Source organism: Pantoea sp. GW821-FHT03E06 (assembly GCF_059420725.1).
In genome coordinates, this window is record NZ_JBWKUG010000001.1 from 1862644 (window position 1) to 1886608 (window position 23965).

Annotated in this window: 21 protein-coding genes; 13 read left to right on the forward strand and 8 right to left on the reverse strand. The window is 57.9% G+C overall.

Annotation, left to right across the window (positions count from 1 at the left end):
- Position 1 precedes the first annotated feature (1 nt).
- The 4 genes from AC07WB_RS08700 to AC07WB_RS08715 form a co-directional block, all read right to left on the reverse strand.
- Positions 2 to 2374 carry a virulence factor SrfC family protein gene (locus AC07WB_RS08700; RefSeq protein WP_494940329.1) on the reverse strand — a complete coding sequence of 791 codons (2373 nt, stop codon included), beginning with the start codon at positions 2372 to 2374 and terminating at the stop codon, positions 2 to 4.
- The gene (locus AC07WB_RS08705) at positions 2371 to 5343 is read right to left on the reverse strand and encodes a virulence factor SrfB (protein WP_494940330.1); all 2973 of its coding nucleotides are present in this window, start codon (positions 5341 to 5343) and stop codon (positions 2371 to 2373) included. Before AC07WB_RS08705 ends, AC07WB_RS08700 begins: the two co-directional genes overlap by 4 nt.
- A gap of 2 nt (positions 5344 to 5345) precedes the next feature.
- Entirely contained in the window at positions 5346 to 6689 is a 1344-nt protein-coding gene (locus AC07WB_RS08710) for an SrfA family protein (protein WP_494940331.1), read from the reverse strand.
- A gap of 153 nt (positions 6690 to 6842) precedes the next feature.
- Complete coding sequence (locus AC07WB_RS08715; protein WP_494940332.1) at positions 6843 to 8021, reverse strand: benzoate/H(+) symporter BenE family transporter; 1179 nt, start codon at positions 8019 to 8021, stop codon at positions 6843 to 6845.
- A gap of 96 nt (positions 8022 to 8117) precedes the next feature.
- Between AC07WB_RS08715 and AC07WB_RS08720 the strand changes: the two genes are divergently transcribed.
- From AC07WB_RS08720 to AC07WB_RS08730, 3 genes are all read left to right on the forward strand, one after another.
- Entirely contained in the window at positions 8118 to 8663 is a 546-nt protein-coding gene (locus AC07WB_RS08720) for a helix-turn-helix domain-containing protein (protein WP_345826773.1), read from the forward strand.
- Between the two features lie 157 nt (positions 8664 to 8820).
- Positions 8821 to 9246 carry a MarR family winged helix-turn-helix transcriptional regulator gene (locus tag AC07WB_RS08725; RefSeq protein ID WP_097097443.1) on the forward strand — a complete coding sequence of 142 codons (426 nt, stop codon included), beginning with the start codon at positions 8821 to 8823 and terminating at the stop codon, positions 9244 to 9246.
- Between the two features lie 17 nt (positions 9247 to 9263).
- Positions 9264 to 9818, forward strand: a complete 555-nt coding sequence (locus tag AC07WB_RS08730; protein ID WP_494940333.1) for an isochorismatase family protein — start codon at positions 9264 to 9266, stop codon at positions 9816 to 9818.
- A gap of 107 nt (positions 9819 to 9925) precedes the next feature.
- On the opposite strand, the gene pqqU is transcribed toward AC07WB_RS08730, so the two are convergent.
- On the reverse strand, positions 9926 to 12037 hold the full coding sequence (gene pqqU / locus AC07WB_RS08735) for a TonB-dependent receptor PqqU (RefSeq protein ID WP_494940334.1): 2112 nt from the start codon (positions 12035 to 12037) through the stop codon (positions 9926 to 9928).
- A gap of 220 nt (positions 12038 to 12257) precedes the next feature.
- On the opposite strand from pqqU, the gene AC07WB_RS08740 reads away from it, so the two are divergent.
- Together AC07WB_RS08740 and AC07WB_RS08745 are read left to right on the forward strand one after the other, a co-directional pair.
- The gene (locus AC07WB_RS08740) at positions 12258 to 13121 is read left to right on the forward strand and encodes an NAD(P)-dependent oxidoreductase (protein WP_400455674.1); all 864 of its coding nucleotides are present in this window, start codon (positions 12258 to 12260) and stop codon (positions 13119 to 13121) included.
- 1 nt (position 13122) lies between these two features.
- Complete coding sequence (locus AC07WB_RS08745) at positions 13123 to 13905, forward strand: AraC family transcriptional regulator (protein ID WP_400455676.1); 783 nt, start codon at positions 13123 to 13125, stop codon at positions 13903 to 13905.
- Here AC07WB_RS08745 and leuA read toward each other — a convergent pair.
- The gene (gene leuA, locus AC07WB_RS08750) at positions 13856 to 15541 is read right to left on the reverse strand and encodes a 2-isopropylmalate synthase (protein WP_494940335.1); all 1686 of its coding nucleotides are present in this window, start codon (positions 15539 to 15541) and stop codon (positions 13856 to 13858) included. The genes AC07WB_RS08745 and leuA overlap by 50 nt on opposite strands.
- A 186-nt stretch (positions 15542 to 15727) precedes the next feature.
- On the opposite strand from leuA, the gene AC07WB_RS08755 reads away from it, so the two are divergent.
- The 7 genes from AC07WB_RS08755 to pqqF all read left to right on the forward strand — a co-directional run bounded on the left by AC07WB_RS08755 (position 15728) and on the right by pqqF (position 22437).
- A complete protein-coding gene (locus tag AC07WB_RS08755; protein ID WP_494940336.1) occupies positions 15728 to 16753 on the forward strand; it encodes a dipeptidase in 1026 nt (341 codons plus the stop codon).
- Between the two features lie 151 nt (positions 16754 to 16904).
- Positions 16905 to 16976, forward strand: coding sequence for a pyrroloquinoline quinone precursor peptide PqqA (gene pqqA, locus AC07WB_RS08760; RefSeq protein ID WP_002905689.1), 72 nt, complete (start codon positions 16905 to 16907; stop codon positions 16974 to 16976).
- A 55-nt stretch (positions 16977 to 17031) separates the two neighbouring features.
- A complete protein-coding gene (gene pqqB, locus AC07WB_RS08765) occupies positions 17032 to 17958 on the forward strand; it encodes a pyrroloquinoline quinone biosynthesis protein PqqB (protein ID WP_097097437.1) in 927 nt (308 codons plus the stop codon).
- The gene (gene pqqC, locus AC07WB_RS08770) at positions 17955 to 18710 is read left to right on the forward strand and encodes a pyrroloquinoline-quinone synthase PqqC (RefSeq protein WP_494940337.1); all 756 of its coding nucleotides are present in this window, start codon (positions 17955 to 17957) and stop codon (positions 18708 to 18710) included. Before pqqB ends, pqqC begins: the two co-directional genes overlap by 4 nt.
- 4 nt (positions 18711 to 18714) lie before the next feature.
- The gene (gene pqqD / locus AC07WB_RS08775; protein ID WP_097097435.1) at positions 18715 to 18993 is read left to right on the forward strand and encodes a pyrroloquinoline quinone biosynthesis peptide chaperone PqqD; all 279 of its coding nucleotides are present in this window, start codon (positions 18715 to 18717) and stop codon (positions 18991 to 18993) included.
- Positions 18980 to 20119: a pyrroloquinoline quinone biosynthesis protein PqqE gene (gene pqqE / locus AC07WB_RS08780; RefSeq protein ID WP_097097434.1), complete on the forward strand. Its 1140-nt coding sequence runs from the start codon at positions 18980 to 18982 to the stop codon at positions 20117 to 20119. The genes pqqD and pqqE overlap by 14 nt, the downstream gene beginning before the upstream one ends.
- Positions 20119 to 22437 carry a pyrroloquinoline quinone biosynthesis protein PqqF gene (gene pqqF / locus AC07WB_RS08785; protein WP_494940338.1) on the forward strand — a complete coding sequence of 773 codons (2319 nt, stop codon included), beginning with the start codon at positions 20119 to 20121 and terminating at the stop codon, positions 22435 to 22437. The genes pqqE and pqqF overlap by 1 nt, the downstream gene beginning before the upstream one ends.
- Here the strand turns inward: pqqF and AC07WB_RS08790 are convergent.
- On the reverse strand, positions 22428 to 22727 hold the full coding sequence (locus tag AC07WB_RS08790; RefSeq protein WP_007891812.1) for a helix-turn-helix domain-containing protein: 300 nt from the start codon (positions 22725 to 22727) through the stop codon (positions 22428 to 22430). The two genes, pqqF and AC07WB_RS08790, sit on opposite strands and share 10 nt — an antisense overlap.
- Before the next feature lies 1 nt (position 22728).
- On the reverse strand, positions 22729 to 23079 hold the full coding sequence (locus AC07WB_RS08795; protein WP_494940339.1) for a type II toxin-antitoxin system RelE/ParE family toxin: 351 nt from the start codon (positions 23077 to 23079) through the stop codon (positions 22729 to 22731).
- A gap of 219 nt (positions 23080 to 23298) precedes the next feature.
- On the opposite strand from AC07WB_RS08795, the gene AC07WB_RS08800 reads away from it, so the two are divergent.
- A complete protein-coding gene (locus AC07WB_RS08800; RefSeq protein ID WP_345826764.1) occupies positions 23299 to 23883 on the forward strand; it encodes a YceI family protein in 585 nt (194 codons plus the stop codon).
- Positions 23884 to 23965 lie beyond the last annotated feature (82 nt).

The window sequence follows — 23965 nt, forward strand, 5'->3', positions numbered from 1 at the left end:
ATCAGGCGTGCAGCGGCAGCAGCAAAATCGCTAACATCTGACGCGCATTGGCCGGCAGATCGCCGCCGCCGGTGTAGCCATTGTTCTCGACGATCACCGAGTTTAACCCCACCAGCCAATCATAGATGTAGTACGCCGTATGATTGGCGGGAGCGGCCGAAAGACGCGTTAAACGCTGCCCCGGCGAGAAACTGACGCTTGGCGCAGGCGGACGAGCAAAAATCGTCTGACCACGATTGACGCGGCTTTCCGGACGTTCACTTTCCGGACGCTGTAAAAAGCCTAGCCACGCCACAAAGTCACCCAGTACCGTCATCGCGCGGGACACCTGTCGATCGGTGCGCGCTTCATGTGCGCTGGCTTGCGCATCCGGTTCGTTAAGCGTGCTTTGCAGTTTGCTCAGTACCTTGAGGCGGAAGCTGGCGGTGATCAGCTCTTCCACCAGCAGCTCCAGCGTGGGCTTATCGACATTCAGCAGCGCCAGCAGGCTGCGGCTCTCCGGCAGCTGACGCAAATGCTCCAGCCACAGCGCAAACACCTGCTGCGGGAATTGCTGATCGCGCTGGCCACCGGAACTGCGCGGCTCAGCCGCCGTCACCGGTTCGTCTTTAAACAGATCAAACTCGAAACCGATGCCGAAATAGCTCTGCTCGGCGGCGGCGGTTTTGGCGCTGTGTTGGCTATGATTGCTGCTGCTTTGGCTCAGCCACAGTTGACGCACCGCTTCACGCGAAGGCTGCAAACGCTCCAGCAGTTCGCCGTGCAAACCGGTGCGATGTTGCAAACATTTCAGCAACGTATCGGAGATCGCCTGTTTGCGCGCTGCCTGCTCTGGCGTCGCGCTGGATTCCGTCCACGGCTGCAGGCGTTCCACCAGTTTTTGCTGCAGCGCGCTGAGCTGGATCGCGAGGCGATCGCGTCGTGCTTCCGGCTGCATTTCATCCTGCAGCCAGCTGCCCATGCGATCGACCCCGGCACGATCGAGTGCCAGCATCGATCCCCAGCTTTGCCCCGGCTGGCCAATTTGCCGTTGTACCGCTTCGTCGACGTTAATCTGCTGCTGCTGATAACGCGCATCATGCGGGGTAATCGCCCAAATCAGGCGCGGCTTCTCACCGCTGGCGGCTACGGTTTGATGCATGTGCCATTCACGCAGCGCGCTGGCAGCAACATCGGTGTCCTGACGCTGGCTGGCAGCGGTGCAGATCAGCATCAGGTCAATGCCTTGACGCGCGGCGTACAAACCGGGCAGCAGCGCACGTTTTTGCTCCAGCAGGGTGGCGCGCAGGGGATCGCGTTGGCGTAACTGCGCCAGTTCGTCCTGCTGTGTGCGATCGGCAGGCGTGCCCGGCGCAGGCAGCTCCAGCATATCGGCGTCATCATACAATGCCTGGCGCGGCGTCGAGCTGAGCGGCAGGGCGATTTCCAGCGTCAGCAGCGCCAGTAAACCCAGCGGGACATGCTGCGCTTTACCTACGCGATTGGCGACGATCGGGCAAACTTCGATCATCTCCTGCCAGTCGGCGTCGTTGCCGATCAGTTTTTCTGCAGGCAGCGCGGCATCGTCTACCAGCAGGCTGAGCGGCGCTAACACGCGCGGCGCGTGACGCAGCTGATGGCGCAAATGCATCAGGCTGCGCAGGCTTTCATTCAGCGCGTTTTGGCCCGGCCACAGCAGCGCAAACAGCTGTACGCGATCGTCAACGCTCAGCCACGGCGCCAGCGCAATCGCCTGCGGCCAGAAGTGACGATCCAATACTTCTGCATGACGATGGTGGCGACGGCTCCACCCCCACAGCGTGATCAACGCATCGCTGTCCAGGCCAGGTTGTACGTCGTCCTGACGATGACGCTGCAAACGCTGCAGTGCCGCGTCAATCTGCGGCGTATCGGGCTGCTCCTCGGTTTTGGCGCAGGCCAGCATCAAACGAATCAGCTCCACTTCGCTCAGCAGCGTCATCTCCAGCGGCCAGGCGTTGGATTGGGTTTCACGTTGGTGGCTGAAGCGAGTAGCGATGGCAAAATCGACGTTGCCGGGATTAATGTTCTGGAAATAGTTGAGGGTCTTGTCGCCAAGACGCGCAATCAGTTGACCTTGCGCGTCCCCAACCATTTCACTCAGCAGCCAGGCTTTGCCCGCCTGCGATTGACCAAACAGCGCCAGCGTCACCGGGCGCGCCAGCTGACGCGCCAGCGCATGACTTTCGACGCGTGCGCGACGCAGCTGCAGCGTCAGCGTTTCGGCTTCCATTGCCAGCCGCGGCGCGTGCGCCTGATGGGTTTCCACCCAGTTCAGCGCGCCATCCAGCGTTTCCTGCATCAGGCTCAGACGTTTCGCTGGCGTAACCGGCGAGGCTTTTTTGGCAGTTCTCATCGTTTGCAGACGCTCCCGCTGTCGATCCAATATTGCGCATTCACGTTGCCGGTGGCAGAAAGCGTGTTCAGTTTGAGGCTCAGTTGTTCCAGCGGCACGCGTGTGCCGTCATCCATGCGGGCATCGCTCAATACTAAGCGCTCCGGGCCAAAATTATCCGGTCCTGGCTGCACTGCCAGTTTAATGCGCAGCACGCTCTCTCCGGCAACCTGACGCGCCAGCGTCGGATCGACAATGCTTAAACTATAGAGCGGTGACGCCGGCCAGCGATCGTTCTCCAGCTGGCGGAAGCCGAGGCAGACATTGCCGCGGATGCGGAAGCTGCTTTTGCGATCCAGCGCGAAGTCGCTGCGGTCGAGATCGATCTCGCTGTAGCACAGGTTATCGTCGCTCAGCGCGCTCGTTTCATCCAGCACGCCAAGATAGCGGATGGTGGAGTAAGGTTCGAAGTCACCGGCGCGGAACCAGAAACTGCTCAGGCGCAGGTCGAGCGCCAGCAGGCACAGCATCGCGCCCACCGCCGCGGTCGATTTCGGGTTATCAATGCGGCCCTGTTTGTTAAACGGATACCAATCGCTGGTGTGATAGCCCTCCAGCGACAAAATACGGCTGCCCGGCAGCGGCTGCAGATGGCGCACCAGCGCCTGAATGCCGGGGAAGCGCGACGGACGACCGGTGAGTAACAGCACATCGCACTGATAAAGCGACACCACTTCACACATGGCGCGCAGCGCTGGGATGATGGCCATACGATGTTGCAGGAACTCGCCGTGCAGCTGCGCCATGCTGACCACCAGCGGCACGTCGAGCAGATCGAAACGGCTGTCGCCACCGAGCGTGCGCTGAATTTCGCCATTTACAAACGCCAGCACCGCGCTTGCCGGTTTTTGCGGTACCAGCTCGCCAAACAGCGCATTGATTTCGCTGTGGCTGTCGAGCGGATCCCAGTTTTCATAGCGCTCAAGCACCGCCTGCGCCAGCGGAATAAACAGCTGCAGCGTCACCTGCTGACGCAGCGTGGCCTGACCATCCATGCGGCTGTCGTGGCCGAACAATTTGTTCATCAGCGGTTCGGCCAGCGTTAAGCCGGCTTTCTGCAAACTCTGCTGCAACGCCGGCAGAATCCACAGTTGAATCACATCCAGCAGAATGTCATCGCCCGCGACTTTAAAACCTTCGCGGAATAATAAGCGCGGGGTAATTTTGACGTTGTTGCCCTGGCCATCGTCGAGGCGATATTGGGTAATCGCCAGGTCAGTGGTGCCGCCGCCAATATCGATGGAGGCGATGCGCAGGCTTTTGCCCGGCAGTTCATCGGCTTCACGCGGACGATCCGGGCGCGCCATGCTGCTGAAGAAATCTTCGGCACGACCGGCAAAGTTGACCTGGGTTTCGTTGAACAACCATACCATTTGACCGCAGGTGGCTTCATCCCACTCCATTTGCACATCGGGCACCGGGCGCAGGCTTTTCGTCTGGCTGGCGGCGGAGAAATCATCTTCAGCCGGATGCCAGCCTTCCGCTTTCCACACCAGCGCGATGGCTTCCTGCATGCGACGACGGAAAATTTCCCGCTCGGGTTTCGGCATGGCGGAAGGCAGCGTCAGAATCACATGACGCAGCTGGCGTGGCGCCTGGCTTTGCGGCATCCGCTGACGCTGCGCTACGCTGTTCATCTGCATCATCGCCTGCGCCAGCAGTTCGCACAGCATAAAGGTCATCAGCGAGCTACGGCTGTAGCTGGCGGAGAACACCGGCAAGCGGTCATCTTCTGCCAGCGCGTGCAGCGGTTGACCTTCATCATTGATCAAGAGAGTGAACGGCAGTGCGGTGGCCTGTGGTTCATCGCTGCTGCCGTTGGCGTTGAAACGCCAGCCTGGCAGATAACGTGCTTCATCCCACAAATAGCGGCGTGGGCTGGATAAACCGGTACTGCCTTCGGTGCCCGCGCGCAGCAGCGCCAGGCGGCTGGCTTCACGTCCCACGCGCGTCAGCGATGGCCACATAAAGGCGTTTTCACGCCCGCTTTCCAGCGAGAAGTTAGATTTGCCGAACTTCGTTTCGGCAAACTCCAGGCGGCTTTCGAACAGTTCGTTATAAACCTGATGCGGCTCGGAAAGATCGCGCAGCTGCAGTTCATAGGTTTGGCGCAGGCCGTTGCTCTCTTCGGCGTGGTCTTCCACCAGAATGCCGCAGGTGTGCGAGTTGCCCACATCCAGAATGATATCGACATTCACCGCCGGCGTTTGGTGTGACGCGGCATGCAGGGTGATCTCCGCCAAATCAAGCTGTTCACCGAGCAGTTCCAACAGGTTGAGGTAGTGCGCCTGATACTCGAATTCACGCAGTGCCTGATTCACTTCCTGCTCACGACGTGACTCTTGCGCATGCACTTGCTGAGTAAAGGTTTCACGCAGCCAGCCATCCACCCAGGTATGATCGAGGAATTCGCCCAGCTCATAGTTATGCCACGCAAGGGCGAAACTGACGCCATTCTGCGCATCGGCTTTACTTAAACCGTGCTGCTCGCCGCCATCCTGTTCCGGTACGATACGTGTATCGAACGCAAGGGTGATGCGATGGGTGTTGCCTGCGCCGTCGGGCTGGCTGAGCGGCGCCAAATGCAGCCGCGCCCAGTTATCCGGTCCACCAATAAAACGGCGTCCGCTGTTGCAGCGCAGCACCGGCAGCGGCAGCCATTGATGGGCCAGCAGCGCCAGCGAATCGGCCAGTGCGATATCCGATTCCGGACGCACCACTTCTGCCGGTCCGCCATCTTCCGGATAGAGCAGAAACTTACCGCTGTTACCGTCAACGTTCAGGCGCAGCAGCGGGCCGTTGGCCGTTTGACGCACAAACTGACGGCGTGCCTGTAGCGCAGGCAAACGCAAACCGAAATCAAGAAACTGCACACCGCTATCTTCAATCAGCGTGATTTTCTGTTTGTCATCGATGAGGGGAGCCAACATGTTTACTTACTCTCACGCTTAATCGTCAACGGGAACACCTGGTCTGCGCCATATTGCGCAGTACAGCTGGCAATGCCATCACCGGCTTTACACACCAGTTCCGGCATGCGGTAGCGCGATTTATCGCTGCAGCTGGCAGTATAGCGGCTGCGCACTTCCATGGTGCCGGCGGTCGTCATCGCGGCGGTGACATCGGCTTTGCAGCGGATGTTGTCGCCCTGGGTAATGGTGGCGGTGCCTTTACCATTTTTGATCTGATATCGCAGGCTGGGCGGCTTACCGGTGGGCAGATTGGTCTGACGCAAGGTGACGCGCCAGGTACCATTAATGAATTTCACTGAGCCGAGACGCGCATCTTCTGTGGTCATCACCAGATCGTCCGCTTTTGCCGGTTCGGTGTGCTCAGCCACCACTTCCGGCGGGGCTTCAGGTTTCACGGGGGCAACCTCCGGCGCAGCGACGATCACGGTCGCGTGAGTTTGTGGCAGCGTGGCGGGCAATTTTACCGCTTTTAACACAATCGCAGGCGGCGTACTGACGACGGCGGGCGCGTCGGCCACCGCAGGCGTCTGGGGTTCAGGTGCACTGTGCAGCCAGAAGGCGACGCCAGCGGCAACCGCCGCCGCAATCGGCAGCAGCAGCGCCAATGGACGCAGGCCGCGACGGGTAGGCGGGGTAGGTTGCGCTGCGGGTTGCGGTTCTGGCGGCGGAACGTCCTCTGCGGGTGCGATTTCTTCTGGCTCCGGCTCAGCAACCGGCTCGGCCGCCACGGCAGGCACTTCGATCAGCGGCGCAATAACCGGCGCAACCACTAATGGCGTAACCGTCGGTGGTTCTGGCAACAGCGGCGGCAGCTCATCTTCAAGCGTATCGCGCAGACAAGCCAGCGCGTCATCACGCGAACGCGCCTGAGGATCAACAAAACCCCAGAAGGTAATCACTGGCTTGCCATCCACCAGATAAACGTACTGCTGATCGGGGAACTGCAGGGTTTTGCTTAGCAACGCACCGAAAAGACGCAGGGCAGGATTATCTGCATCACGCGCACGCAGGCTCAGCGCCTGAAGATCCTGCTGGTTTAACGTCAGCAGTTCCAGCGCCTCACGGCGCTCGCGATCGCTGGCACCAAGCCAGGACTTTACTTTGCCGTTAAAAGGGGCGTACCAATCGAGGCGATCACCGCGCTCATTGGCCTGCGGAATGGCCAGGCAGTTGGCCAGCGTAGTTTGGCGGCGCAGACGCAAGGTTTCACGGATTTGCAGCGCGGAGGTCCAGACGGGCTGGCCGTTTTCACCCAGTGCCAGTACCGTATCCAGATTGCCGCTGCGCAGAAAAGTTTTTGCCACTCGTTGGGCCCTTATCGGTGGTTGTCTGAGGCAGAACAGTGTGTGTTTTTGGCGATGGTAGTGATCTTAAGCCAAATGCAGGAAAATCAAACGGCTGATAAAGGGGGAAAAACAGGGCGTTTTTCCCGCGTGTAAACCTAAGTTGTTGAAGTTTTAAGCGCGAGAGCGCGGCGTGAGAACAAAATAAGTGAGTGCGCCGCCGAGCAAGCCCCAAAATGCCGAGCCGATGCCGAGCAGGGAAATGCCGCTGGCGGTGATGAGAAACGCGATAATCGCGCTGTCCCGCTGCTGCGGTTCGGCCAGCGCGCGCTGCAAACTGCCGGCAAGCGTTGCTAATAACGCCAAACCTGCCAGCGTGGCAATCAACACCGGCGGCAGTGCGCTCAACATCACGGCAATTAAGCCGCCTGTAAAGCCGGTGAGCAGATAAAAAACACCTGCCAGTGCCGCAGCCATCCAGCGCCGTGCCGGATTCGGATCGACATCCTCACCCATGCAAATCGCGGCGGTAATGGCGGCGATACACACTGAAAACCCGCCAAAAGGTGAGAGAACTAAAGCAATAAAGCCAGTCCAGCCCGTTAGCGCCGACACCGGTGGTTGGTAACCGTGCGCCTGCAAGGTCGCGATCCCTGGCGCGTTCTGCGATGCCATCGTCACCAGGAAATAGGGCAAACCCACGCCAATCAGCGATGCCAGCGTAAATTGCGGCATGATAAACACAGGCCAACTGATGGCCAACGCATGCGGCGGGAAATGGATGGTTTGTTGCCCCAGCGCCACCAGTACCCCTGCGACAAGCGCCAGCAGGATGGCGTAACGCGGCAGCCAGCGTCGACTTATCAGCCAGACCAAACACATGCTGCCACACAGGGCGAAATGGCTCTGCAATCCGCTAAACGTGCCGATACCAAAACGCAGCAAAATGCCGGCTAACATGGCGGCCGCCAGCGATTGTGGAATGTGGTTCATCAGTTTGGCAAACAGGCCGGTAATGCCAGCAAGTACAATCAACAGATTGGTCGCGACAAATACGCCGACCACTTCATTCAGCGTTAATCCTTGCACGCTAGTGGCGAGCAGAGCCGCGCCGGGCGTGGACCATGCTGCAAGAATCGGCATGCGTGTCCAAACGGATAAACCCAATGAAGCCAGCCCCATACCGATGCCGAGCAGCGAAAACCAGCCCCCAATCTGTTCTGGCGCAGCGCCCGCCGCCTGTGCGGCCTGAAAAATCAGCGCGGCCGTACTGCTGTAACCCACCAGCACGGCGATAAAGCCAGAAATCAGCATCGGAAAAGAGAAAGCGCTGCGCGGGGTAGCAGTAATCATCAGGTTACATCCTCTTGTGCGTTATAACGCACATTGTTGCATGGGACGCTATAGCGCACAAGTGCTACACTGCGCGCCAGCAAGAGGGGAGAACACATGGAAAATCTGCATCAACATCTGAGTCTGGCGCTGAAACAGCTGCGTCAGGCGAATGGCTGGAGCCTGACGCTGGCAGCGGAACGCACAGGCGTAAGCAAGGCGATGCTTGGCCAGATTGAGCGCGGCGAATCAAGCCCTACGATAGCGACGCTCTGGAAGATCGCGACCGGCTTTAATGTGCCGTTTTCTTTCTTTGTGCAGGGCAGCGATCAGCCGCCGGGCAGCGCTGCGACTTTCCGCCAGCCAAACGCGCAGATGCAGGTCAAACCGCTGCTGCCGTACGACGCGACGCTACGTTTTGATCTGTTGGAAGTGATGCTGGCGGCTGGCGCGCAGAGCGATTCATCAGCGCACGAAAGTGGCGTGATTGAGCAAGTGGTGGTGCTGGAAGGTGAGTTGCTGTTGGGATTGGACGGCACATGGCGCCGCTTACAGTGCGGCGAGGCCAGTCAGTTCGCCGCCGATAAACCACACAGCTATCGCAATCCGCTCAGCACGCCGCTGCGTTTTCACAGCCTAATCCACTATTTGCAGCGGCCATAGGGGCGCCATTTATCGCGGCTAACACCCGCTGCGCATAAATGCCGCACCCCACGAAACCCGGCGACAGCGCGCGCAATTACAAATTGATACGAAGGTAAACTACACAGTTTGCCTTCCTATTTATATACTCGCGCTTCATTAGTAAGGAGAAGGTGCCATGAGCGACCTTAATAGCGCGGCCGCGCTACTGCGCAGCATCAATGGCAAACTGGCGCGCCGCCTGCGTGAATCGGCCCCACCGGGCGATCTCACCTGGCCGCAGGTTTCGGTGCTCGGTTATCTGGTGCGCGACGGTGCGATGACGGTGACGGAATTGGCGGCTCGGGAAGCGGTACGAACCCAATCAATGGGCGCGACCGTTGCCAGCTTACAGGCGCTGGGTATGGTGCAGGGTGCTGTCGATCCGCTGGATGGCCGCAAAACCCGCTATCAGCCCACCGACGCCTGTTTAGCGCTTATCGCCGCCAACCGCGCGCAGCGGGATGACTGGCTCGTTGAGAGCATCGCTACACAGCTAACGCCACACGAGCAGCAAACGCTGCTGGCCGCCATTCCTTTACTTCAACGACTTGCCGACCATTAATCCTGAGAGGACTCAACATGGCTTTAACTACCCTTGATGACAATACCGCGCTGATTGTGATTGACCTGCAGAACGGCATCGTCGCGCTGCCCGTGGCACCGTTAGAAGCCAACGAGGTGATTGAGCGCTCAGCGCGTTTAGCGGATGCCTTCCGGGGGCAAAAACGTCCGGTGGTGCTGGTTAACGTAGCGGGAGGCGCGCCAGGCCGTAATGAACAACCTCGCCACGGCGGCGATCTGCCAGCCGATTGGGCAACATTAGTGCCGGATTTGGCGCAGCAGCGCGGCGATATCGCCATCACCAAAAAGACCTGGGGCGCGTTCCACAACACCGACCTGCATGAGCAGCTGCAGCAACGTGGCGTTACCCAGGTGGTCATCTGCGGTATCGCTACCGCTATTGGCGTAGAGTCCACTGCGCGTCAGGCTTATGAGCTCGGTTACAACGTCACGTTGGCAACCGATGCCATGACCTGCCTGGATGCCGAAACGCACAAAAACAGCGTTGAACGTATCTTCCCGCGCTTGGGTGAAACCGGCACAACGGAAGACGTGCTGGCGTTGTTGAAGTAATCGACAGTTTCGGTCGCCATGCATGGCGACCCTACGTGTATATAGCTGGGTTTTTGTAGGGTGCGCATTCATGCGCACCTGGATATCAATCTTGGCAACGCGTTTATTTACTGAAACGCATAACTCACCGTTAAACCGACGCTGTAGTTGCGGCCCGGTGCCGGTTCGTAATAGCGGCCGTTGCTTTCGTTGACAATCACCGAGCCGATGTAGTTACGGTCAAACAGATTATCGACGCGGCCAAACAGATCCAACGTCCAGTTTTGCACCAGCCATTTATAACCGCTATTTACCCCCACTACGGTGTAAGACGGCGCTTTCACATCGTTCTCATCATCAGCGGCGATATCGCTCAGGTAACGCACATCTGTTCCAGCATACCAGCCTTGTTCTGGCGCATAGGCCAATCCGGCATACGCCATATTGCGCGCAATGCCAGGAATGCGGTTGCCGTCGCAGCTTTCGGTACCACAGGCGTTGGAGCGATAGCGGGCATCCAGCAAGGTCCATGCGGCTTTAAAACGCCAGCTTTCACCGAATTGCTGATCCAGCCCCAGCTCTAAACCACGACGACGCGTTTCACCGGCGTTTTTGTAGCTGGTGCGGCCCTCAAAGCTGCTATCGGAAACGATCTCGTTTTTGGTATCCGTCTGGAATACCGCCGCGGTTAACAGACCATTGCCAATACGTTTTTTGCTGCCCAACTCAACCGTCTCGCTGGTGGCCGGTTGCAGATCTAAATTGAGGCCGGCCTGATTGGCGGCACGATAGGACAACTCATTCAACGTAGGCGTTTCGAAACCGCGTCCGGCAGAAACGTAGGCGTTCCAGCTGTTATCAATCGCGTAGTTCAGCGCCGCCGCCGGCAGCCAGCGATGGTAGCGACGGTTGCCGCTGTCGTCCGGATCGGTAGCGGTCACGTAATAGTCGTTGGAGTCAAAATTCACCGTACTGAAACGCACACCAGCATCCAGCGACAGTTTATCCGTTAGCTGCCACGCGGTTTGCAGATAGGGATCGAGATTCCACATCAGGTTGCGCTCGTTACGACGCAGATCGCCCTGTACACCAAGCTCGTTGGCGGTGAAGTTTTGATAGCCCTTACGCTTTTCGGTCATGGTTTCATAGTCTACACCGCCGGTGAACGTCACCGGGATGGTGAACAGCGCGTCGCGGTGCGTCCAGCGCGTATCAATGCCCTGATAATGACGCGCCAGCGAAATCACGCCGCCCGCATTGCCTGCGCTTTGCTGAGCACTTTTAGGAATCGATTGGTACTGTGTGGTTTCACGCTCGCCTGCATACATCATGACGCTTAGATCATCGTTTTCACTCATCTGGCGCTGATAGTGCAGGCCTGCTTGCGTCTGATCGACGGTTTTACGTGCGTTGTACAAGGTCACATTGCTGGCCACCTGGCGCGGATTATCTTTCCACTGATCGGCGGTTAAGCCGCCCGGATCCTGCGCATCCACGTGTACGCTGTTAAACAACAGCGTCAGGGTGCTGACATCGTCAATGCGCACGCCGAGTTTGGCGTTACCCAGGTTTTTTTGTGCCGAGCTGTGATCGCGATAGCCGTGCGTGGTAAAGCGTGAGGCGGAAACGGTGTAATTGACGTCGCCGGCGTGCGTGCCGTCGCCGGTTGCGCCGCTGGCTTTCACACTGTTGCGCCAGCTGCCGTAGCTGCCATACCAGCTGCTGGCTTCCAGCGTGGTGGGCTGCTGACCGGTTTGGGTTTCGACGTTAATCACGCCGCCGGATGAGTTGCCGTACAGCGCCGAGAACGGGCCGCGCAGCACGTCAATATGATCAATCGATCCGATATCAATATTGGAGGTTTGGCCCTGGCCGTCTGGCATGGTGGCTGGGATCCCGTCAACATACATGCGGATGCCGCGCAGGCCGAAAGTGGAACGCGAACCAAAGCCGCGCACCGAAATCTGTAGGTCCTGGGCGTAATTTTGTCTGTTTTGTATCTGCAAACCGGGCACGCTGGCGAGATTTTCAGACAAATTCACGCGCGGTGCCGCGTGGCGCATATCGTCGCCGGAAACCACGCTAACCGCTGCTGGCGTATCCAGCTCAGAGAGTCCGGAAGCCGCTGGTGCGGCACTCACCACCATGGTATTGCTGCCTGCATCCGCCGCGATGACAGCAAGCGGGAACATTGCGGGCACCATCAGCAACGAAGCCTGTCGCAGTAAAGCTATTTTCATTATGAAAGACCGTAAAAAAGGGCGTGGAATGTACCGAATGGAACATTTATGGCGCGTATGTTAATCGTTTTTTCATTTGTTTGAAAAGCGTTAATAGTATGACGGATTATTACTCTTTGCGGTGTTGAATATGTTTTTTCATCGCATCTCTCGCCTGGCTGCGTGAGGAAAATTCTGTCAGTCTGGCGGTTTTGTCTGTAGGCACAAAAGAGAGGGATAGATGAGTCAGCAACCTGTGGTAGCGGTACTGGGATTGGGCGCAATGGGTCATGCATTTGCCGCCAACCTGTTGAAAAAAGGCTTTACGGTACGCGGCTGGAACCGCACGCGCGCCAGGGGCGAAGATCTGCTGGACGCTGGCATCACCTTAGCCGATAGCGCCGCACAAGCGGTTGAGGGCGCGGATGTGGTGATCGCCATGCTGGCTGATGGGACCATTACGCAACAGGCGTTGAACGATGCCCGCAGCAACCTTAAGCAGGGCGCAACCCTTTGCCAGATGGGCACCATCGGCGTGGAAGCCACCGATCAACTGATCACCGAATTCAAAAGCGCGCGTCCGGACGTGGTGTTTATCGATGCGCCGGTTTCCGGTACCAAAGCGCCGGCAGAAAATGCGCAAATTCTGGTGATGGCGAGCGGCGATCAAAGCAAAGCGCAGGCCGCCGAGCAGGTGTTTGCTGCCATCGGTAAAGGTACGCAGTGGCTGGGCGCAGCGGGTGCCAGCTCGCGCATGAAGCTGGTGGTGAATAGCTGGCTGATTGGTCTGATGCAGAGCCTGGCGGAAAGTACCCGTTTGGCGGAAGAATTCGGTTTCAGCACCGACGATCTGTGGAAAGTGCTGGATGGCGGCCCACTCGCCGCGCCGTATGCCAAAATGAAACTCGGTATGATCGCCAGCGGTGATTTCACCCCACAGATGCATCTGGTGTGGGCACTGAAAGACGCCAAACTGGCGCTGGACGCGGCGGGCGACAGCAAACTGCCGGCGCTGGAAAACATCGTTGACGTCTGGCAGCAAGCGGTGGACGCCGGTTATGGCGAGCAGGATCTGGCGGCGGTTTATCAATATCTGAAACGCTAGCATGAGTGCGCGGCTCAATTTCGACTTCACGCATCGCCCGCTGGTGCCGTATGCGCATGATTACGCACATGGCGACGCCGAGCCGTGGCATCACCACGCTTGCGCGCAGCTGATTCACACGCTGAGCGGGGTGGTAAAAGTTGAAACCCAGCACGGCAGCTGGATTGTGCCGCCGAGTCGCGGCGTCTGGTTACCGGCGGGCACGCGCCACGCGCTGCAGATTGTTGGCGCGGTGGCAGCGCGCACGTTGTTTGTTGATCCGCTGGCGCGCGCCGATCTGCCCGCCAGCTGTCAGGTGGTGCAGATTTCGCCACTGCTGCGCGAGTTGATCGTCAGCGCGCTGGCGTTGCCGGAGCAGTACGGTTCCGGCAGTCGCGCTGAGCGCATTTATGAGCTGATTCTGGATGAAATCCGCGTGATGGATGTGCTGCCGTTTGGCCTGCCGCTGCCGGAAAGCAGGCGGCTGCTGAGTTTGTGTCAGCACATTCAGCACGCGCCGGGGGAAAACTGGACGCTGGCACGCGCCGCCGCTGAACTCTGCGTGGCCGAACGCACGCTGGCGCGCCATTTCAGTCGCGAAACCGGTTTGCAGTTCAGCGACTGGGTACGACGCGCGCGCCTGAGCGTAGCGTTAACCCGTTTAGCTCAGGGAGAAAGCGTGCTCACGGTGGCGCTTGAGCTCGGTTACGACAGTCCAAGCGCCTTCAGCGCCATGTTCCGCCGGGTGCTCGGCGTTACACCAGCGAACTACTTTCCTGCGGCAGAAAAGCGTGCGCCGCGTTGAGCAGCGCCTGCAACGACGCGCGCGCCACATCATTGTCAATTCCCACGCCCCACGCCCGTTCACCGCGGGCGTTAATACAGCTGATGTAGCTCACCGAACGGCTATCGCTGCGTTTACCCAGCGTATGTTCGTGATAATCCTCAATGGTGATGGCTAAGTCATAGCGCTGATGCAGCGCGGAAACGGCAGCGGATAGCAAACCATTGCCTTTACCTTCCAGCGTTACCTGCTGCGCACCTTGCTGCAATCGCGCTTTGAAACGCGTTTCGCCTTTGTCGTCGCTGTGGCTTTCCGCTTCCAGCAAACGCCGTGCGGGCTGCGTTAAACCATAATGCTGGCAGAATAGCTGCCACAGGGCGTGATGCGTCATCTCCTGGCCATGGCCGTCGGTTTGCTGCTGCACTAATCGGCTGAAATCCTGCTGTAAAGCGCGCGGCAGCTGCAGGCCGTGGTTCTGCTCCAATAGCCATGCCGCACCGCCTTTGCCCGATTGACTGTTCACGCGGATCACCGCTTCATAGCTACAGCCGATATCCAGCGGGTCGAGCGGCAGATACGGCATTTGCCACATTGTTTCTTCCCGTTCAGCGCGTTCGGCAAAGCCTTTACGAATCGCATCCTGATGCGAACCGGAAAACGCGGTAAACACCAGTTCACCGGCGTAAGGATGGCGCGGGTGCACCGGCAGCTGATTGCAGCGCGTCACCACTTCCAGCACCTGCTGGATATCGCTGAAATCGAGCTGCGGCGCAACGCCCTGGGTGTAGAGATTGAGCGCCAGCGTAACGATATCAACGTTGCCGGTGCGCTCGCCGTTACCAAACAAACAGCCTTCTACGCGGTCTGCTCCCGCCAGCAAAGCCAGCTCGGCACAGGCGATGCCGGTGCCGCGATCGTTATGCGGGTGCACGCTGATCGACACCTGCGATCGCTGGCTGAAGTGGCGACAGAAATACTCAATCTGATCGGCATACACGTTGGGCGTATTCACCTCCACGGTCGCGGGCAGGTTGATGATCATCGGGCGCGTGGGACCCGGTTGCCAAATCGCGGCAACCGCTTCGCAAATTTCCAGCGCAAATTCGGGTTCGGTAAAGCAGAAGGTTTCTGGTGAATACTCGAAAGTCCACGCAGTAGCGGTTTGTGCTTCACAGCGGGCGCGAATCTGCCGTGCACCGGCGCACGCCAGCGCAATGATTTCACTTTTGCTTTGACGGAACACGCGCTCGCGGAACAGCGGCGCAGTCGCGTTATACATATGGATGATGGCGTTTGGTGCACCGCGTAGCGCCTCAAAAGTACGATCGATCAGGTCGCTACGCGCCTGCGTCAGTACCTGAATGGCTACGTCGTTGGGAATGTGATTGTGCTCGATCAACAGGCGCACAAAATCAAAATCGGTCTGCGAGGCTGCCGGAAACGCCACTTCTATTTCCTTGAAGCCACAGCGCAGTAACAGTTGCCAGAACTCCAGCTTGCGCGCGCCATCCATTGGCGTGGCGAGCGCCTGATTGCCGTCGCGCAGATCGGTGGAGAGCCAGCGCGGGGCGTGCGTCAACTGACGCGATGGCCACTGGCGGTCGGGTAAATCGATAACCGGAAACGCGCGGTATTTGCTAGCAGGTTGAGTGAGCATAACAGTCTCCTTGTGGTGTTGTGATGAGTCTCGCCTGGCAGCACGCTGCTCGGCTCGCGCATTGCTGACAACCACCCGCGCGTAACTGACAACCTCTGCGTCACGTAACCCTTTGTGCGCCCACATTTGGCGAAACCGCAGCGCGCGCGTAGCATGGTGGCATGTTGTTTCACCAAAGATCGCCTCATGTTACTCACTACCTTCGACGGTCATAATGACCTGCTGCTTAACCTGTGGCTGCATCATCGTGATGCGCCCGCCCAGGCATTCTTTCACGGCATTGAAAAAGGCCACCTCGATTTTCCGCGTATGCAGCAGGGCGGCTTTGCCGGTGGCCTGTTCGCCCTGTTTGTGCCGCCGCCGCGCTATGTGCAAGAGGTGGCACCGCTGCGGGCGGCGGAGAATCTGTCGCCGCTGGCGATCCTCTGGCAGCAGCTCGATATTCTCAAAGCGCTGGCTGCGCAATCTGACGGGCGGGCGCGCTTATGCCTCAACGCCGCCGATATGGCCGCCTGCCGCGCTGAAGGTGTGCTGGCGCTGGTGGCGCATATCGAAGGCGCGGACGGTTTTGATGTCGATGGCGCAGCGCTCGATGCGTTCTATCAGGCTGGCGTTCGCAGCATCGGGCCATTCTGGAATTTGCCTAATTGCTTTGGTGAGGGGGTTAGCGGCTCTTTTCCGCATTCGCCGGATACCGGGCCAGGATTGACGGTGGCTGGTGAGCAGCTGATTGCGGCGGCCAATCATCATCGCATGCTGATCGATATGTCACACATGAACGAAAAAGCCTTTTGGGACACGGCGCGCCTCTCATCGGCGCCGCTGGTGGCGACGCACTCTAATGCGCATGCGCTGTGTGCGCAGCCGCGCAATCTCACTGACGACCAACTGCGCGCAATTCGTGACAGCGGCGGCGTGGTAGGTGTGAATTTTGGTAACGCTTTCTTACGCAGCGATGGCAAACGCGATAGCGATACGCCGTTGATCGAAATTGTTAAACATGTTGAGCATTTGATCGCGATAATGGGCAGCGATCATGTAGCGCTGGGTTCCGATTTTGATGGCATCAGCGTGCCTGATGCGCTGAAAGATGTTTCCGGATTACCGCGCTTGTATGCGTTATTGCGCTCACTGGGCTACGATCAAACGGCTCTTGAGCAGCTCGCCTGGGGCAACTGGCAGCGCGTGTTGCAACAGATTTGGCGGGATTAGCACAATTCCCTTACCGAATCAGGGTTGATCTGCTCGCTACATTGGCGCAACATCTGCGCGCGTCATGATTGCAATGTGATCTACGTCACAGCTGCAATGATCTCCAGCAGAGCGTGCTCTGCATTTTTGAATGAATAAGAGGAAGAATATTATGTGGAAAAAACCTGCGTTTATTGACCTGCGTCTGGGCCTGGAAGTGACTCTGTACATCTCCAACCGCTAAGACTTCTGCCCGCCGCTCGTGCGGGCATTTTGTTTTCTCTCTCTGGTCAAATTTCATGTTTATTAAAGTCCTCGGTTCAGCGGCTGGTGGCGGCTTCCCGCAGTGGAACTGTAACTGCGCCAACTGCAGCGGCCTGCGTAACGGCACTATTCAGGCGCAGGCGCGCACGCAATCCTCGATCATCGTCAGTGATAACGGTGAAGATTGGGTGCTGTGCAACGCGTCACCGGACATCAGCCAGCAGATTGCCCACACCCCAGAATTGATAAAAAAGGGCGTGCTGCGCGGTACGGCCATTGGCAGCATCATTCTCACCGACAGCCAAATCGATCACACCACCGGTTTGCTGAGCCTGCGTGAAGGTTGTCCGCACCAGGTGTGGTGCACGCCGGAAGTGCATGCCGATCTCACCAGCGGCTTTCCGATTTTCACTATGTTGCAGCACTGGAACGGCGGCTTGCAGCATCATGCCTTAACACCGCTGGAGCCATTTCGCGTCGATGTGTGCCCGAGCCTGCAGTTCACCGCGATTCCGATTCTCAGCAATGCGCCGCCGTATTCGCCATATCGCGATCGTCCGCTGCCGGGCCACAACGTGGCGCTGTTCATTGAAAACACCGCCAATGGCCAAACGCTGCTGTACGCACCGGGACTCGGCGAGCCCGATGCGGTGATCATGCCCTGGCTGGAAAAAGCCGATTGCCTGCTGATTGATGGCACGGTATGGCAAGATGACGAGCTGCTCGCCACCGGCGTCGGCAAAAATACCGGCAAGGCGATGGGGCATTTAGCGCTGGCCGAAGAACAAGGTTTAATGGCGCTGCTGGCCTCGCTGCCGGCCAAACGCAAAATTTTGATTCACATTAACAACACCAATCCCATCCTTAACGAGCAATCGCCGCAGCGCGACTATTTAGCGCAGCAGGGCATTGAAGTGAGTTGGGATGGCATGGCGATTCATCTGCAGGAGTTTGCATCGTGATCATTACCGAAGCACTAGCGCCCGCCGCTTTTGAGCAGGCGCTGCGCGATAAAGGCGCGTTCTACCACATTCATCACCCGTACCACATCGCGATGCACAATGGTAATGCCACGCGCGAGCAGATTCAGGGCTGGGTGGCGAACCGCTTCTATTATCAGACCAATATTCCGCTGAAAGACGCGGCGATCATGGCCAACTGCCCGGATCCCGCCACGCGGCGCAAATGGGTGCAGCGTATACTCGACCACGACGGCAGCAACGGCCACGAAGGCGGCATTGAAGCCTGGCTTCAGCTTGGTGAAGCGGTCGGGCTGGAGCGCGATGTTTTACTTTCAGAGAAGCTGGTGCTGCCGGGCGTGCGCTTTGCGGTAGATGCCTACGTTAACTTTGCGCGCCGTGCCAACTGGCAGGAAGCCGCGTGCAGCTCGCTGACCGAGCTGTTCGCGCCGCAGATTCACCAATCGCGCCTTGATAGCTGGCCGCAGCACTATCCGTGGATCAAAGAGGAAGGCTACTTCTATTTCCGCAGTCGCCTGAGCCAGGCGAATCGCGATGTGGAACACGGTCTGGCGTTGGCGCTCGAGGTGTTTACCACCGCCGAGCAGCAGAACCGCATGCTCGAAATCCTCCAGTTTAAGCTCGATATTCTCTGGACCATGCTGGATGCCATGACCATGGCGTATGCGCTGCAGCGTCCGCCTTATCACACGGTCACCGATCGGGTGTCCTGGCACAGCACAAGGTTGGTATAACGATATGAAAGATAATCTGATTCCGGCTTTCCGTCGTGGCTACCGCATGCAGTGGGAAGCGGCGCAGGAGAGCCATGTCGTGCTCTATCCGGAAGGCATGGCCAAGCTGAACGAAACCGCCACGATGATCCTTGAACTGGTCGATGGTAAACAAGATGTGGCGGCCATTGTTGCCACGCTGGATGCGCGCTTCCCGGAAGCGGGCGGCGTAGGCGATGACGTGAAAGAGTTCCTGCAATCTGCCATCGAACAAAAATGGATACTGTGTCGTGAACCCGAGTAAAACCGTGACGCCGCCGCTGTGGCTGCTGGCAGAATTGACCTATCGCTGCCCGCTGCAGTGTCCGTATTGCTCCAATCCGCTGGATTTTTCCCAGCAGGAGAAAGAGCTGACCACCGAACAGTGGATTGAGGTGTTCCGCCAGGCGCGTGCCATGGGCAGCGTGCAGCTCGGTTTTTCCGGCGGCGAACCGTTAACGCGTAAAGATTTGCCGGAGCTGATCCGCGCCGCGCGCGATCTCGGTTTCTACACCAACCTGATCACCTCCGGCATTGGCCTGACGGCAAAAAAACTCGACGCCTTTGCTGACGCGGGCCTCGATCACATTCAGATCAGTTTCCAGGCCAGCGATGAAACGCTGAACGCTGCGCTAGCCGGGTCGAAGAAAGCCTTCCAGCAGAAGCTGGAGATGGCAAAAGCGGTGAAAGCGCATGGCTATCCGATGGTGCTGAACTTTGTGCTGCATCGCCACAATATCGATCAAATCGACAAGATCATCGATCTCTGTATCGAACTGGAAGCCGATGACGTCGAGCTGGCGACCTGTCAATTCTACGGTTGGGCGCAGCTTAACCGTGAAGGATTGTTGCCGACGCGCGAACAGATCGCCCATGCCGAAGCGGTGGTGGCCGATTATCGTCAGCGCATGAGCGCCAGTGGCAATCTGACCAATCTGTTGTTCGTCACGCCGGATTACTATGAAGAGCGGCCGAAACCGTGCATGGGCGGTTGGGGATCGATCTTCCTTAGCGTCACGCCCGACGGTACCGCGTTGCCGTGCCACAGCGCGCGCCAGCTGCCGGTTGAGTTCCCATCGGTGCTGGAACGCACGCTGGATGACATCTGGTACAACTCGTTTGGCTTTAACCGCTATCGTGGTTTTGACTGGATGCCGGAACCCTGCCGCTCCTGCGATGAGAAAGAGAAGGACTTTGGCGGCTGTCGTTGCCAGGCGTTTATGCTGACCGGCGATGCGGACAATACCGATCCGGTGTGCAGTAAGTCACCGCATCATGGCAAAATCCTTGAAGCGCGGCGTCAGGCTAACTGCAGTGATATCAAAATCCAGCAGCTGCAGTTCCGTAACCGTAGCAACTCCGAACTGATCTTTAAGCAGCGCGTCACCTGATGAACGCGCGCCAGATCACGCTCGCCAACGGCCTGCGCTGTTATCTGCACCATCAGCCCGGCGCACGCAATGCGGCGGTGCTAATGCGCGTGCAGGCGGGCAGCCTCGATGAGCCGGATCGCTGGCCGGGGCTGGCGCATTTGCTTGAGCATCTGCTGTTTTGCGGCAGTGAAAACTTCAGCGGTGACCATCGCTTCATGCCGTGGGTGCAGCAGCAGGGCGGCCAGGTCAATGCCACTACGCAGCTGAGCCGCAGCGCCTTTTTTTGCCAGCTACCGGCAGCGGCGTTATCAGCGGGCGTACAGCGGCTGTGCGATATGCTCGCGGCACCGCTGCTGAGTGCGCAGGCCATCCAGCAGGAAGCGGCGGTGATTGATGCCGAGTATCAGCTGCTGCAAAGCCATGCCGACACGCTGTGTGAAGCGGCGATACTGGATGCGCTGCAAGGCCGTTTTCAACGCTTTCGCGTAGGCAATCGCGTGGTATTTGGTGACGATGTCACGCAGTTGCGGGCGGCGTTACAGACATTTCATCAGCGTTGGTATCACGCTGATAACATGCAACTTTGGTTGCAAGGTCCGCAATCGCTCGATGAACTGGCGCAGCTGGCGTCGCAGTTTGGCAGCGGCTTATTAACGGGTGGTGCAACTCCAGCGGCAATCGAACCTTTACTGCTGCCAGGCGATGGTTTGCTGCAGCTGGCGGGTGAAGAGAGTTTCTGGCTGGCGCTGCTGATTGACGGCGATGAACCCACCATTCGTGACAACGTCACCTTGCTGAATGCCTTTTGGCAAGATGAAGCACCCGGCGGCTTAGTGGCGCAACTGCGGCATGAAGGGCTCTGTGAGTCCTTTAACGCCCAGTGGCTATGGCAGGATACGCACCACGCGTTACTGGCGCTGCGCTTTGGTGCGCCGCAGCTTACTCCCGCGCAGGCGCAACGTATCGAGCACTACTTCTGGCAGCATCTCACCGCGTTAAGAGAGGCACCTGCGCGGCAGCATCAGCACTATGCGCGGCTGGCACAGCAGGATTTTGCCGCCTCGTCCGCGCTGGAGCAGCTGCGCGGCCGGGCGCTCGGTTTTGCGCCTGGCTTAACGGTTCCAGATAATCTGGCTGACTTTGCCTCTGCGTTACCTCACCGCCCACGCAGGCGTTTGCTCACGCAGCAACAGCTGAAGGGTATGCCGCAGCAGAAACAGGGATTTACGCTGCAGCTGGCTGAATGGTTGCCCGAACAATGGCTCGCCACCGAACCTGCAACGTTTCACTTTTATCCGGCGTCAGCAGAGATAACGTTGCCTCGCTTACCGCCAGTGGCGCAGCCGCTGCCGGTGATTGCGCCCGTGCAATCGGTTGAGACGCTGCTGCTGCGCCCGGCGTTTTATCAGCTGTTGCGCGACGAGGAAGCACAGGCGCGGCAACGCTTATTGCGTCCGGTGCTAGCTGAGTTGCGCCACGCCGGTGGCAACGGCAGCTGGCAGCAAAAACAGGGTAGCTGGCAGCTGGTGCTTAATTTGCCTGCTTGCGCCGATCGCGCTTTGCTTAGCATGCATCAGGCTTTACAGGCGCTTAATGCACCGGTGCAGGATCGGGTCATCAAGACAACGCACTCTATCGTTATTCGTCAGCTGCTGGCCGCTTTGCCCAGCAAACTGATCCCGCCGCAGTCAACACCACAATGGTTGGTCGCGTGGTGTGGCGCAGAGGGTGCGCTAAGCCAGCGCGTGGGCCATCTGCTCAGCGAATTCTCCCTCGCGCTGGCACGCTATGCGCCACCTGCCATGCTGCATCGCGGCGTGATGCCGGTTGCCTGTGACGGGAGCGATCAGGCGCTGTTACTGTTTATGCCGCTGCCGCAGCAGGATGATGCCAGCCTCGCGGCGTTACGTGCGCTGGCGCTGATGCTGGAAACGCGCTTTTTCCAGCGTCTGCGGGTAGAGCAGCAAATTGGCTATGTGGTGTCGGCGCGCTATCAGCGAGTTGCGGATGTTGATGGTTTGCTGCTGGCGCTGCAGTCGCCGAATATCCCATGGCGCACGCTGCTTGGCCACAGCAAACGTTTTATGCGAGACATGCTTGCCGAAATCGCCGCTATTCCTGCGGCACATCTCGCGGCCTGGCAGGCGAACTTAGCGATGCAGTGCGTAAACCAGGACAACAGCGAGCGTGCGGAAGAAGCGCTGCGCCAGCAGCTTGGCTTACCAATCCTTAACCGCACCGCCATCCAGGCACTGACGCTGCCGCAGCTACAGCACCTTCACTATCACCTGCTGCGTGAAAGGCATCGCTGGTTGATTTTGGTTAATCAAAGTTGAAAGGCGATGTGTTTGCCGTTGGGCAACGTAACGTCAATACGCAGTTCACCACCCAAAGCGTCAACATAACGTTTTAATGTGGAGAGTCGCGGGTCGTTGCCGGGATTTTCCATTTTAGCCAGCGTGGGTTGCGAGACGCCAATGACACGCGCCAATTCAGTTTGCGAGAGATTGAGTTCTTCACGCAGCTGGCTCAAGGCAATCTCCTGGCGCAATTTCTCGACTTTTTTAGCGATCCGCTGCTGGCTTTCAGGTGATTGTTTTTCCAGTAACTCTTTCAAAGTAGACATCTTATCCCTCCATCTGCGCCACATGCTTACGGTATTCTGTTTCAGCAAGGCGAATCATCGTTCGGTAAAACTGTTTTTGGTTGCAGCCGGTTTTATTCCCTGCGCATAGCACAATAGCGCGTCGCACCGGATCAAAAGCGAAAAATGCGCTGATGGGGTTACCTGCATGCTGAATGCGCAACTCCTTCAGGTTAGGGACATCGCTACCTTTTAGCGTATCAACATAAGGGCGTCCCAATTGGGGTCCCATTTCACCTAAAATAGTCATCGCGGCTAACACATCCTCGCGCAGTGCTTCACTCTGCGCCAGGAACCACTTATCGAAAACATCCGTTGTCAGAATTTCCCACATAATGCCATCCCATAGCTTTTTTGCTATAAATAACCTATAGCCTTTAGGCTATGAAAGCAACGTGCATGCTACTTACGCGCTGTGATTTTATCGTATGATGATTATTACTCATTGATATATTTGAATATATTTGACAGTCACCAGCAAATCTCTTCACTGGTTAGTTACCAGGTAAAGGGCGACACTCACTGCATTATCCCGAACTAAAAGGAACTGCGAGTGAAAAACATTACCCGTCTTGCGCTGCCACTGTTGGCGGCGGCTACGCTTTATGCCCCCTTGTCACAGGCTGCAGCGATGCAGTATGCCCTCGATCCGGCGCACACCTCGGTCATCGTGACCTGGACGCACTTTGGTTTCTCTCACCCGACGGCCGATATCCCGAATAGCAAAGGGTCAATCGTATTTGATAAGGATCAGCCGCAGCAGTCGCGCGTTGATGTCACGCTGCCGATTACGCAAATTGATACTCACGTACCTGCATTGACCAAAGAGTTTCTCGGTGCTGAGTATTTCGATACCGCAAAATATCCTTCAGCGGTATTCCACAGCACCAAAGTGGAAGCCAAGGGTGATAACAAATTCGACGTGGAAGGTAACCTGACGTTGAAAGGGATTACCAAGCCGGTCACCTTGCATGCCACGCTGAATCAGCAGGGCATGCATCCGATGGTGAAAAAAGAGGCGATTGGTTTTGATGCCACTGGCGTGATTAAGCGTTCGGATTTCAAGCTGGATAAGTATGTGCCAGCGGTAGGCGATGACGTGACGTTGACCATCTCAACCGAAGCATACGCGAAATAATCGCATCGATGTTTGCTGAGTTTCAATCGCGATGAATCCGCCAGGATGCGCATTGATGGTGACCAGGTGCGCTTGAATGCGC